The 11,816-nt window shown below is 46.5% G+C and carries 12 protein-coding genes; 8 read left to right on the top strand and 4 right to left on the bottom strand.

Translation table 11 applies throughout. The features are described 5' to 3' along the window. Window position 1: 1 nt before the first annotated feature. Complete coding sequence (locus G9X62_RS05040) at window positions 2–622, top strand: alpha-ketoglutarate-dependent dioxygenase AlkB family protein (RefSeq protein WP_223131679.1); 621 nt, start codon at window positions 2–4, stop codon at window positions 620–622. Here G9X62_RS05040 and G9X62_RS05035 read toward each other — a convergent pair. Then, window positions 568–1,383 (bottom strand): 1-acyl-sn-glycerol-3-phosphate acyltransferase, encoded by an 816-nt coding sequence (locus G9X62_RS05035; RefSeq protein WP_223131678.1) that lies wholly within the window; start codon window positions 1,381–1,383, stop codon window positions 568–570. The two genes, G9X62_RS05040 and G9X62_RS05035, sit on opposite strands and share 55 nt — an antisense overlap. A gap of 44 nt (window positions 1,384–1,427) precedes the next feature. Here G9X62_RS05035 and G9X62_RS05030 point away from each other — a divergent pair, with 44 nt between their 5' ends. After that, window positions 1,428–2,282: a bile acid:sodium symporter family protein gene (locus G9X62_RS05030; RefSeq protein ID WP_223131677.1), complete on the top strand. Its 855-nt coding sequence runs from the start codon at window positions 1,428–1,430 to the stop codon at window positions 2,280–2,282. Here the strand turns inward: G9X62_RS05030 and G9X62_RS05025 are convergent. Genes G9X62_RS05025 through G9X62_RS05015 form a run of 3 tightly spaced genes read right to left on the bottom strand, consistent with a single transcriptional unit; the run spans window position 2,279 to window position 3,548 of the window. Then, window positions 2,279–2,530 (bottom strand): VF530 family protein, encoded by a 252-nt coding sequence (locus G9X62_RS05025; protein WP_223131676.1) that lies wholly within the window; start codon window positions 2,528–2,530, stop codon window positions 2,279–2,281. The genes G9X62_RS05030 and G9X62_RS05025 overlap by 4 nt on opposite strands. Further along, the gene (locus G9X62_RS05020) at window positions 2,527–3,048 is read right to left on the bottom strand and encodes a gamma carbonic anhydrase family protein (protein ID WP_223131675.1); all 522 of its coding nucleotides are present in this window, start codon (window positions 3,046–3,048) and stop codon (window positions 2,527–2,529) included. Before G9X62_RS05020 ends, G9X62_RS05025 begins: the two co-directional genes overlap by 4 nt. Next, the gene (locus tag G9X62_RS05015) at window positions 3,039–3,548 is read right to left on the bottom strand and encodes a KdsC family phosphatase (protein WP_223131674.1); all 510 of its coding nucleotides are present in this window, start codon (window positions 3,546–3,548) and stop codon (window positions 3,039–3,041) included. The genes G9X62_RS05020 and G9X62_RS05015 overlap by 10 nt, the downstream gene beginning before the upstream one ends. A gap of 52 nt (window positions 3,549–3,600) precedes the next feature. On the opposite strand from G9X62_RS05015, the gene G9X62_RS05010 reads away from it, so the two are divergent. From G9X62_RS05010 to hemB, 6 genes are all read left to right on the top strand, one after another. Then, complete coding sequence (locus tag G9X62_RS05010) at window positions 3,601–7,536, top strand: hypothetical protein (protein WP_223131673.1); 3,936 nt, start codon at window positions 3,601–3,603, stop codon at window positions 7,534–7,536. Window positions 7,537–7,621: 85 nt separating this feature from the next. Next, window positions 7,622–8,326, top strand: a complete 705-nt coding sequence (locus tag G9X62_RS05005) for a lysophospholipid acyltransferase family protein (protein WP_223131672.1) — start codon at window positions 7,622–7,624, stop codon at window positions 8,324–8,326. A 25-nt stretch (window positions 8,327–8,351) separates the two neighbouring features. Next, window positions 8,352–8,993 (top strand): DNA repair protein RecO, encoded by a 642-nt coding sequence (gene recO, locus G9X62_RS05000; RefSeq protein WP_315857631.1) that lies wholly within the window; start codon window positions 8,352–8,354, stop codon window positions 8,991–8,993. After that, window positions 8,993–10,360, top strand: a complete 1,368-nt coding sequence (locus G9X62_RS04995; RefSeq protein ID WP_223131670.1) for a M61 family metallopeptidase — start codon at window positions 8,993–8,995, stop codon at window positions 10,358–10,360. Before recO ends, G9X62_RS04995 begins: the two co-directional genes overlap by 1 nt. 81 nt (window positions 10,361–10,441) lie before the next feature. Further along, on the top strand, window positions 10,442–10,777 hold the full coding sequence (locus G9X62_RS04990; protein ID WP_223131669.1) for a helix-turn-helix domain-containing protein: 336 nt from the start codon (window positions 10,442–10,444) through the stop codon (window positions 10,775–10,777). Window positions 10,778–10,840: 63 nt separating this feature from the next. Next, the gene (gene hemB, locus G9X62_RS04985) at window positions 10,841–11,812 is read left to right on the top strand and encodes a porphobilinogen synthase (RefSeq protein ID WP_223131668.1); all 972 of its coding nucleotides are present in this window, start codon (window positions 10,841–10,843) and stop codon (window positions 11,810–11,812) included. Window positions 11,813–11,816 lie beyond the last annotated feature (4 nt).

Below are 11,816 nucleotides of genomic sequence, written 5' to 3'. Positions count from 1 at the left end.
AATGGAACTATTCGATTTTCCTGCGGACCCTTCTATAAACCTGCTTCCAGGCGACGGAATCGTTCATTATTATGGAAAATTGATGTCTTCTACGGAAGCAGCTGAAATGGCACAGGCCTTATTAGATCGCATTGAATGGCGCAACGATGAGGCGGTCATTTATGGCAAACGCATCATCACGAAACGCAAAGTGGCTTGGTACGGAGACCAGCCTTTTTCGTACACCTACAGCAATACCACGAAGACGGCCTTGCCTTGGACACCTGAATTGCAAGCCTTAAAATCCCTCGCGGAAAAGCACTCCGGCGAAACCTATAATTCCTGCCTTTTGAACTTATACCACGACGGCTCCGAAGGAATGGCCTGGCACAGTGATGGCGAAAAAGATTTGCGGAAAAATGGGGCAATTGGCTCGCTTAGTTTTGGCGCAGAAAGAAAATTCTGTTTCAAGCACAAGCAGTCCGGCGAAAAAATAGACGTGTTTCTAGAAGCTGGAAGCCTTTTAGTCATGAAAGGCGAAACCCAAACCCACTGGCTGCATCGTCTGCCGCCCACCACGAAAGTGCATCAGCCCAGAATCAACCTGACCTTTAGAACAATTGTCACCACGAGCGCGACGTAGACGGGGAAAGTAAAAAGCAAAAGGGCGAACAAAACCGAATCATAAAAGACAGAACCTTTCGTTTTCGCGTAGGCAAAAGCCCGCATCGGGATATACAAAGGCAAGGCAAAATAGTAGAGTAAACCGCGCGGGAATCCCACGTGCTGCGGCACCTCAATCAAGCGTTCCATCTTCTCAAAAACCGCCGCATTAAATTTCACTCGATCTGTCGCGTCCACGATAGGCGTAGGCCACGACATGTTTTCAAATGCCAGGTGAATTCCCTTCCCAAAAGCCGTAAAACTCGAATACCCAATCCCCGCAATCTGAACAATCGGGAAAATTCCTTCCGCATGCGCACTCTCTAAAATGCGGCTCGCGCCCTTTTTAAAAGGTTGCAAATCGTGGGTATTCAGGCAGATTCCTTCGATGAAAATCAATACAATTCCGTCGTTCCGGAGGCATTCCACTGCCTTTTGAAAGGTGTTTGAATTCAGGTGCAGGTGCTCTTTTCCCTCACGTTGGCGAAAGACGGGAAGCATATTTAATTGCCTCAGCAAAAATCCGAAAACAGGGTTTCTGAACACATCACCCCGCGCTAAATAGTTGATATTTCGCGGATACAATGCGCCTATGATGACCGCATCTAAAAAAGAATCCGGGTGGTTAACGACTAATAGAACGGGGCCTTTGGTTTTCATCAGCTCCGCATTTTTCACCACGAGGGACGGGCAAAACAGGCGAAGCGCTAAACGAGCAAAGATTTTTAGGAGAAAGATCAAGTATTTCTTTAATTTTAACGACCGCAAGGTTTAAAAAATATCGCATGCAAGCAAGCTTTCTCTCCGTGGTTTTAATGCCCATCGCCCTCGCCATCATTATGACAGGCCTGGGTTTGTCACTCACGATTGCGGATTTCAAGCGCGTGTACGAGTACCCCAAAGCGGTCATTGTGGGCCTAGGAACCCAAATGATCCTGCTGCCCATCATCTGTTTTTTCATCGCGAAAGGGCTGAACTTACCCCCTGAATTAGCCGTCGGCTTAATGCTTTTAGCCGCTGCTCCCGGCGGCCCTTCCGCGAATTTATACTCGCACATCGCGAAAGGCGATGTAGCCCTCAATGTCACCCTCACAGCCCTCAACAGCATTCTTTCCGTCATCTCGATTGCGCTCATCGTCAATCTGTCGATGAAATTATTGATGCAGCAAGACGCCTACGTTCCCTTGCAATTTTCTAAAGTCTTGGAAGTGTGTTTGATTGTGATTTTACCCGTTTCAATCGGGATGTTGATCAGAAAAAAGGTCCCCGAATTCGCGCAAAAACTTGAGTCGCCGGTTAAAATTCTTTCTGCTATTTTCCTTGCCTTGATCATCGTTTTAGCCGGATGGAAGGAGCGTGATCACTTGATGGCGGATATTCGAACGGTAGGTTTAGCCTGTCTATTATTCAATATCGCCTGTCTTTCGATCGGTTATTTTCTACCTCGGCTATTGAATTTGGAGAAGAAGCAGGCCATCGCGATAGGGATGGAGATCGGGATTCACAATGGATCTTTGGCGATCTTTATTGCCTTGAATGTGATCGGAAATGGAACAATGACGATTCCAGCGGTGGTGTATAGCATTGTGATGTTTATCACCGCGGCTATTTTTGGCTGGCTAGTGAATTTGCGAAACTAATCTTCCAGATTAGAGGCTGAACTCGCCTTTTTCTTTTCGATCTTTTTAATATTCCAAATATACAGCGTCTCCACCTTCGCCCTCGCCCATGGCGTCTTACGCAAGAATGTCAAGCTAGATTTGATACTCGGATCACTCGCAAAGCAGTTAATTCGGATCTTGCGAGCCATCTCTTCCCAGCCTAATAAATCGACTAGATCCGTTAAGATTTTCTCTAAGGTTACACCGTGAAGTGGGTCGTTACTCATTGGGTAGGATTTGAAAACCAAGACGCGTATTCTACATAATTATAGGCCGTGCGCTTGAAAACTTCAGCCGCCTCTGGGCTGACATCTTTTAAATATTTCGCCGGGTTGCCCGCATAAATAGTGCCAGCCGGCACCCGTGTTCCTTGGGTGACTACTGCTCCTGCCGCCACAATACTGCCTTCTTCGATGTACGCGTTGTCCATCACGATGGCCCCCATCCCAATGAGTACATTGTCTTCGATGGTACAACCGTGAACGATGGCATTGTGTGCGATAGAAACATAATCGCCTATGGAAGTGACGGTTTTTTGGTAGGTGCAATGCACCACGGCACCGTCTTGAATATTCGAATAATTGCCGATGCGGATGGAATTCACATCCCCGCGAACAACCGCATTGAACCAAATCGTGCACTGCTTTCCGGTCTGCACATCTCCCACAATCGTGGCATTAGGTGCGACCCAATTGTCTTCTCCTAAAACAGGCGATATCCCTTTCACTGGCAAGATTAAGCCCATTTTCCTTGGAGTTTTAATACTTTTTCAATCACATCTCTCACCGCACCGCGGCCACCATTAAATGGCGAAACGTATTTCACGACTTGGTGTAATTCAGGAATCGCATCTGCCGGACAGGTGCTCAAAATATCTGGGCGAGACAAGACCTTCAGGTCAGCCATATCGTCTCCCATATATAAGATTTCGTTCTCTTTAACCCCTAATTTTGGCAATAATTCTAAATAAGTTTCCAGCTTATCTTTCCCACCTAAACCGAAATAGATGTGTTGAAACTTGAGATTTTCTAAACGTTTTTTGACCCCCGGATGACTTCCACCTGTTATTACGCACATTTGAAAATTAGCCTCACGCGCTTTTTCTAGCGCATAGCCATCGCGTATGTAGAAGGTTCGGAAATGTTCGCCTGTCTCCAGAACGTGTACATTGCCGTCCGTCATCACACCGTCGATGTCAAAAATGAAGGCTTTGATATCTTTAAATAAGGAAAGTACGTTAGACATAGGGATTATTTTGACCCAAATATCTGAATATTTTATGTATTTTTATCCCTTTATGAAGAATACGATTACATTCTTTCGCATCCTGCTTTTCACCCTAGCCCTGAGCTTTAGCCTTTCTGCGCAAAAGATTCAGGTGGGGCCCTATTCGCTGCGCGTGAATGGCGCTCAGATAGAGAAAAACCAGTGGGGCCCTTCGGAAATCACCTATCGGGTTGCTAATGACAGCCTTGTTTTTCAGGTGACGGAATTTGCCTGGGACGAAAAGTCGAAAACAGGTATGGCCAAAGGCGGAGAAATTCCTGGTGATAAATTAGGTCACAAGAACGCGCGTCTACAAATCGATGCGATGCAATTTCAGCCGGCGAATGGTACATTACGGTTTGTATCGGCGGATTGGATCGAAAACGAACGCGAATTAAATGGCGAGGGATCGCTTACCTTACGGCGAAAAGAGAAATATTTTGCCTTCGAATTTAAAGGAACAGAATCCACCGAAATGACGGGGGATGTGTGGTCCGCGGCAGGCAAACCTGTCTTCAAGGATCTGCGCAAAGGATTGCGGGATGGAGCTTTGCATTTCCAAAAACTGGGAACGATGTCAGCTCCGCTGATTTGGTTTCTGCCAGATTCCACCATATTAGTTCCATCAGGTCGTTGGAGTAGCCCATTGAGCGAAAACGATTCCCTATTTCGAGGGGATGTAGCCGGTCAGTATTACCCGAAAAACCAGACCTTTCATTTCAAGAAAAATACCGGTGCAAAGAACCGCGCCTTGTTCGAAGACACGTTCCACGAGATGCGGATGTCAGTTGATTTAGGGGTGTTGCGAGTGAAAGAAAAGCGTATCGATTTTTACCAAATTTCCGGCCGAAACCAGGTTCCTGCCTGGCTTGAGTCAAAGGATTATTATAATGACGGCCGTATTCAAGATTTACAAGGATTGCTGAATTATAGCCCTATGCGGATCTTGTACCGCTATTTAGTCGAAAATAAAGTGGAGGCGGCGACCATCGGCGACCTAGCAGTTTTAGTGAATCGCAGGCCGGAGCAGATTCATTCCGGTTTTCAGTCTTATGTGGATGCTGGCTACATGCAAGTGGTGGACGATTTGTATTCTTTTACGGCTTTGGGGCGGCATTACGCGAGGGTAGCCTATGAGAAAAAGGATTTTGATACCTTTTATGCGGCCTCGATGGGCGAAAACCTTGATGCGGATTCGGCCTCGATTTCCCTCGATTTAGTGGACAAGAAATTGCGCATTCGGGGTATTCAGCAGGTGATGATTTCGGATTCCTTGAAGGCGGAATTTATTCCCTATGATGAGGCGTTGACCTTCCAAAAAGGCCGCGACTTTAATTTCCTAGGCGAAATCAAGATCGGCGATTACCGTTTCCGAGGCCCAGATTTTGCCTTCAAATTCAACGACTTTACGGCTCAATTCGCGCAGATTGATTCGATTACATTTATCCCTAAAGGCCAATCCAAGGAATTTGGAGGAGCTTTTCGCTATGGATCTGGATCTCTGATTTTGAGTCCACCAGGAAATAAGTCGGGACGTTTTGGCGTAGCAGAATACCCTAAATTAATTATTCCCAAAGGAATGACCGCCCACTTCGACGAGCCATGGCGCGCGAAAGGGGTGTATGATTCGACCTACTATTTTAAAGTTCCTAGCATCGCTCTGGATAGTTTGACCCAAAAGGCACCGGTATTTGTGGGTACCTTTCACTCTAAAGGGCTTTTACCTCCCTTAAGCACGCAATTGATCTTGAAGCCGGACCAAAGTTTTGGTTTTACCTACACCCAGAAAACGCCCCTAAAAATCTATCAAAACAAGGCCAACCTCAGCCTAAGCGCCCCGCTGGAAATGGACAAAAAGGGCCTTCATACGGCAGGATCTTTTGCCATGGAGGGTTTTCAATCATCCATGAAAGAGGCCTTCCTTTACCCGGATTCGCTAATTAGTGTCGGATCGGAGGGGAAACTAGGGGAGATGGCAAACAAAAAAGGACCCATCGCGAGTCTTCCTGGTCACCGATTCACTTGGTTGCCGCGCGAGGATTCGCTAGCGATTTATCCGGAGAAGAATTCCTTTGCACTCTATGCGAATCAGTTGCAATTAGAGGGGCCGGTTTGGATGCACAAGAAGCAGGTATTTGGGAAGGGCGACATTACCTTAGGTGATGGAAAACTGAAATCAGAACTGTATTATTTCCAACCTGCGACGTGGAAATCGAAGGATGCATCGCTCACCATTGGATTGAAGAAACCGGTTTTCAACGCGGAACGGATTTCGATCGAAGCCGCACCCGGGGCCGTGAATCTGACTTTTAAACCGGTGGAGGAATCGCCAGCTTTATTGCCGATTCAAGGATATAAAACCGCTTACACAGGGGCGGTTTGGGAGCAAAAAAACCAAAAAATTAAGTTACAGAGGCCCGTTTTACAAACCCTAGATTCCACTTCGAAAGCCAGCCCTATCACGGCAAAATCTGGCGTGTTGGATCAAGTCTCCGAGGTCATTTCGCTAGAGGGAGTGAAGGAAATCGAGATCGGACCAGCGACGGTTTATCCGGCAAAAGGCTTGCTTGCCATTGCGAAGGGCGGCCAATTCAAATCTTTGATAGGTGCGAGGGCGACGGTGAATGGCCACGTTTTGGCAAACATTAACACCGTCACCGCTAACGCGAATCGATTTACGGGAACCGCGAATTATCTACTGCCGGTAGAGGGAAGCGACAGTTTGGTAATCCCGATGAAGAACTTCGATTTTCTGCCCGAAGGAATCAGAGCTGAAGCACGCTACATCGAGAAAACCCCTTTAAAATTAACCTCGCACCAAGAATTTAAGGGCGATGTGTTTTTTCTTTCTGAAAAACCGAGCTTGGAATTCAAGGGCTCGATCAGGCCTTTATTAGGCACGTTGAAGTTCAAAACGGCCTGGATTCCGTTCGCGAATTCGAAGGGAATTGTGGTGAACGACGAGTTAAAAGACGAACTCGGTCGCTCGGTCACCGCCGGCATTTTCGTGAATGCGGCGAATAAATTATACCCTTCTTTCTTAGGCCCGATGTCGAATGAAGACGACCCAGTTTTGTTCAAAGCGGCCGGCGAAGTGACGGAGGCTGCTGAGGTTTATAGCATTAAAAATGTGGAATCGCAGATGCATTTATCGATTCCGAAAAAGCGTGTGGACACGGACGGAATGGTGCAATTATTCACGGGTAACAAACTAGTTCGGTCTTTTGGCAAGATTTCCATGTCCATCGACACGCTGATTCCACGCATCGAATCCTGGCTGAGTTTACAGTTCCAAGTGCCGGTTCCCATTCTGCAGAAAATGGGCGATCGCATTGTCAAATATAATTTAGAGGAAGGTTTACTAACTGCCGCCGCCGATGAACCGGCGGATCGAGATGAATACTTAAAGCGGGTGGAACCGATTTTAGGCAAAAAAATTCCCGAGGCCACAAAAGCACGCATGGATCGGGAGCATTTGGCCCTAGATAAAGTGGATCCTGAATTCACGAGCATGATTAATTTCTCCTCCGTAAAATGGGCTTGGTCGCCTAATTTGAGTGCTTTTTATTCGATTGGGGATTTGCCTCTGATTAACGTGGGACCGGTAGATGTGAATGCGACGATTAAAGGATTTATGGAGGTGGTTAAGAAGCCAAACAAGGAAGAGTTTTACGCCTATTGGGAATTATCGGAAGATCTTTGGTATTATTTCGCTTATTTTGAGGGTGAGTTAGGCGTTTATTCTTCGGATAATTCCTTCCTTGCCGCGGTGAGAGAGTCGTTAAAGACGCAGAAAAAAGGCGGAATTAAAGTCGTAGAGGCTGCCGCAGAAGAAAAGAATGCCTTCATCAAGCGCTTCACTTCGTATTACAAACCATTGATTCCGGTGAAGAAAGCACCGGTAAAGAAAGAACCAACAAAAACAAAACCAGCCACAAAAGGCAAAGAAAAGAGCGGTGGATTTTAAGAGTATAACCTTTTTAAAGAAGTTTTTTGATTGCCTGGACCGCTGGGGTCTGGTCCGTCGCGATCCGTTTGGGAATCCCATCGGTATGAAGCGCATTATCGTATTTGTATTAGGTTGGTTGACTTATGCTCGTTTGAGTATTTACAATAAAACAGAGATTAAAGGCACGGAAAAGATTCAGGATTTGCCTCGCGAAGGCGTCTTGTTCCTGTCGAATCACCAAACCTATTTCATGGACGTGATTTGCCTCTACCACATCTTCTTCTCCGTGAAATGGCGGATGAACAACAGCATTCGCTTCCCCTTTTACCTGTTAGCTCCGCGTTCTCGCCTGTTTTATGTGGCGGCTACGGAGACGATGAAGGAGGATGGATTTTTGCCGCGGATTTTCTCTTTAGCTGGGGCGATTTTAGTGAACCGTTCGTGGCGTGCACACGGCCAAGACGTAAAAAGAGAAGTAGATTTAGAAGCCCAAACTAAAGTAGGGAAAGGCCTGAAATTCGGTTGGGTCATCAGTTTTCCACAAGGAACTACCCGCGCTTTTGCACCGATCAGAAAAGGAACCGCTCACTTGATTAAGGCGGAGAATCCGATTGTCGTTCCTGTCCAAATCAACGGTTTTCGCCGCGCTTTTGACAAGAAAGGCTTTTTCTTAAAGAAACGTAACACGACTCTGAGCGTGGAATTTAAAGACCCGATTCGCTTCAAAGAATCAGATACAATCGAAGAAATTTTACAGCGAATTTCGGACGAAACCGGTATTCCGATGGTCGATACGAATGCTAACTAAAACACGAGGCATAGTCATTTCCTACATGCGGTATCGGGAAACCTCGATCCTGGTGAACGTCTACACCGCGGAAATGGGGATCAGTTCTTACATTGAAAACGGGGTGCGTTCTGCCAAAGCCAAGCATAAAATGGCCCTCTTCCAACCACTCACCTTGTTGGATTTAGAAGTCTACCACAAGCCGGGCAAGGGTTTACACCGGATTTCAGAGGCCAAATGCTTCTTCCCTTACCAGGCTATTCCCTTCGATATCGCGAAGTCGTCTTTAGCCTTATTTCTTTCTGAAGTTTTGAGCAAAGTATTGAAAGAAGAGGAGGCAAATCCCGCTCTGTTCGAGTTCTTGAGCCATTCCATGCAATATCTAGATCGCGCAGAGGCAAATTTCGAAAATTTCCATTTGCAGTTTTTGTGGCAATTAGCGGCTTTTCTGGGTTTTGGGGCAGGTAATGCCGCGGAATTCTACCAGCAGTTAAAAGCTGCCGGCTGCATCGTGCCTAATTTCACAGAATTGGATGCCTTGATTCACGCGGATTACGGTCACCCCATTGTACTTCACCGGGCGGAACGCAAAGAATTATTGGCCGGAATGCTCAATTATTATCAATTGCACATGGAAAATTTCGGAGAGATTCGTTCCTTGCAAATTCTACAAGAAGTATTAGCCTAATGCCAAACCTGTACGCTCTGAAACCTTCGGCGCAGCCGAACTATTTGGACATCACCTTTCAGTTTACCCCACGTAAACCGGGCAAACAGGTGATTCAATTACCTATTTGGCGCCCAGGTCGCTACCAGGCTCAAAACTTTGCTAAAAACATTCATATTTTAAAGGCATACAGCGGAGGTGTTCCCGTTGCAATTGCTAAAACAGCCTCTTCCACCTGGGAACTAGAAGCATCGGAACCCGTAGAAATTCGCTACAGTTATTATGCGAATCAACCCGATGCGGGTGGATCAGTGGTGGAACCCGACTTACTTTACATCAATTTCATCAACTGTCTTCTGTATGTGAAGGGTCGCGAAAACGAGCGTTGCGAAATCCAAATCGAAAAACAAGCTGGTTGGCAGAGCGTTTGCACCTTTAAAAATGGTGGAAAATATCGCGAACTAGTGGATTCGCCCTACATCGCCGCACCGGCCATCTTTCAACACAAATGGAAATGCAATGGTGTGAAATTTGCTATCGATGTGGTGGGTTCGCGTCAGGCTTTGACGAAAAAACTGACAGACGCCTACGAGAAATTCACCCAAACCCAGCTCGACTGGATGGGCACTTTCCCCGTCAAAGAATACCATTACATGCTTTGGGTTTGTCCTACGCCTTATTACCACGGCGTGGAACACACGAAATCCACGATGATGGTGATGGGTCCGCCGGACCGCGATGCCTATGAAGATTTGATCGGCTTAGGTTCTCATGAACTCTTTCACGTTTGGAACATCGCGACAATTCGGCCTAAAGAACTATTCCCTTATGCTTACGACCGCGAAATCCCCTTTTCAACGGGTTGGGTGGTAGAGGGAATCACGACTTATGTAGGGGATTGGTTTTTGTATGAATCAGGCGTTTGGTCTCGCCAAGAATACCTCGCCGGTTTATTAGGAAACTTGAAATTGCATTTTGACCGCGACGCTGATGCGCAACAGTCGCTGGAGGAAAGTTCGATCGATTTATGGCTGGATGGTTATGGGACGAGCTTGCCTAACAAGCGCTCATCGATTTATTACAAGGGGGCGGTGGTCGCTTTGGCTTTGGACCTACAATTACAGGCAAAAAACGGCAGCTCGCTCCGTCAAGTTATGCAAGCTATGAACGCGGAATTCGGCACTTTGAAAAAAGGTTACACGAAAGCTGATTTCATCCGCATCTGCGAGCAGGTTTACGGCGGATCTTTACAGGAATTCTTCCAAAACTATGTCGAAAAATCCACGGATATTACTGCAGATTTACAGACGATTATTGCAAAATTAGGCATGAAATTCGAGCAAGATCAAGAGAAAGGCTGGACATTAATGGATTATAACGCAATTTAATTGCGTGTATTATATTTCAAGTATATATTTTGTCATTTTAGTGACTACTATTTTTCCTGATAGTTTAGGAATTTTACTGCAATGATAGAATTTCCTACTTTAATTCGAAAGGCTCGGTTAGACAAAGGCTACAGCCAAGATTACGTTTCCACGGAGATAGGAATCACTTTATCGGCCTATTCTAAAATTGAACGCGGCCTAACTGACCCATCTTTAAGTCGCATGAAGCAAATTGCGGCCGTACTTGAAGTAGATTTATCCTTGCTTTTTAAGCCCAAAGACTATCCTCATTTCTCCGGCGTCGCCGATCCCGGAGGTTCGACCGCTCCCGTTTCCCGTTATGAATTCGAAGCCTACGTGGGCCTCGTTCGTGATCTCCAAGAGCAAGTGCGGGATTTATCGAATCGCCGCCTTTAATCCCCCTTTTTTTATTGCGGAATCAGGGCTTATGCCTAAATTGCAGGTTCAAAATCAATTCCTATGTTGAATAGACCGCGTCGTAACCGTTCCAGTGCCGCTATCCGCACGATGGTGGAGGAAAATCGCCTTTCGGTGAAGGATTTACTCTTCCCTCTTTTTGTGATGGATGGGTTCGCCACTAAAACCGAAATCAAGTCGATGCCGGGCATTTACCGCTACACTACCGACCTTTTATTGAAAGAAATCGAGGAGTGTTTGAACCTAGGAATTACCTCTTACGCCCTTTTCCCTCAAGTAGCAGAGGACCGCAAGGATTCGCTAGCGACTGAATCTCACCGCAAAGGAAGTTTGTATTTAGAAGCCATTCACGCTGTGACGAGCCGTTTTCCGGAGATTTCGATGTTAACGGACGTGGCGATGGACCCTTACAGTTCAGATGGTCACGACGGGATCGTTAAGAATGGTGAGATTTTGAACGACGAGACATTAGAGGTGTTAGCCAAAATGGCCGTTGCACAAGCCCAAGCCGGATCAAAACTGATAGGTCCATCGGATATGATGGATGGCCGCGTGGGTTATTTACGCGAATCCTTAGACGATGCCGGTTTCACGAATGTGGGTATTATGGCCTACAGCGCGAAATATGCGTCTGCTTTTTACGGACCATTCCGCGATGCGCTGGAGTCTGCGCCCAAATTTGGCGATAAAAAGACCTACCAAATGAACCCCGCAAACAGCCGCGAAGCCCTTCGTGAAGCGGAACTAGATGAATTAGAAGGAGCGGATTTCTTGATGGTCAAACCGGCTTTGGCCTATTTAGACATCATTTCTTTACTCCGCGACAATACCAATTTACCGATCGCCGCCTACAACGTTTCAGGTGAATATGCGATGGTCAAAGCAGCCGCAGCAAACGGCTGGATCGATGGCGAAAAAGCGATGTTAGAAAGTTTGCTTTCGATGAAGCGCGCCGGAGCTCAGGTCATTTTGACCTATTTTGCTAAAGAATTTGCCCAATTAAAACTATCCTAAAATA

It is taken from the genome of Aquirufa lenticrescens (genome assembly GCF_019916085.1).
Taxonomy (GTDB): domain Bacteria; phylum Bacteroidota; class Bacteroidia; order Cytophagales; family Spirosomataceae; genus Aquirufa; species Aquirufa lenticrescens.
Note: the sequence above shows the minus strand (reverse complement) of the source record. Positions and strands in the feature narration are given on the sequence as shown.

Bases quoted from the DNA above. Each gene is read 5' to 3' on its own strand.
- hemB (WP_223131668.1), top strand. From the start codon at position 10,841: ATGTTGAATAGACCGCGTCGTAACCGTTCCAGTGCCGCTATCCGCACG.
- G9X62_RS05015 (WP_223131674.1), bottom strand. From the start codon at position 3,548: ATGTCTAACGTACTTTCCTTATTTAAAGATATCAAAGCCTTCATTTTT.
- G9X62_RS05020 (WP_223131675.1), bottom strand. From the start codon at position 3,048: ATGGGCTTAATCTTGCCAGTGAAAGGGATATCGCCTGTTTTAGGAGAA.
- G9X62_RS05040 (WP_223131679.1), top strand. From the start codon at position 2: ATGGAACTATTCGATTTTCCTGCGGACCCTTCTATAAACCTGCTTCCA.
- recO (WP_315857631.1), top strand. From the start codon at position 8,352: ATGCGGTATCGGGAAACCTCGATCCTGGTGAACGTCTACACCGCGGAA.
- G9X62_RS05010 (WP_223131673.1), top strand. From the start codon at position 3,601: ATGAAGAATACGATTACATTCTTTCGCATCCTGCTTTTCACCCTAGCC.
- G9X62_RS05005 (WP_223131672.1), top strand. From the start codon at position 7,622: ATGAAGCGCATTATCGTATTTGTATTAGGTTGGTTGACTTATGCTCGT.
- G9X62_RS05030 (WP_223131677.1), top strand. From the start codon at position 1,428: ATGCAAGCAAGCTTTCTCTCCGTGGTTTTAATGCCCATCGCCCTCGCC.
- G9X62_RS05025 (WP_223131676.1), bottom strand. From the start codon at position 2,530: ATGAGTAACGACCCACTTCACGGTGTAACCTTAGAGAAAATCTTAACG.
- G9X62_RS04995 (WP_223131670.1), top strand. From the start codon at position 8,993: ATGCCAAACCTGTACGCTCTGAAACCTTCGGCGCAGCCGAACTATTTG.
- G9X62_RS04990 (WP_223131669.1), top strand. From the start codon at position 10,442: ATGATAGAATTTCCTACTTTAATTCGAAAGGCTCGGTTAGACAAAGGC.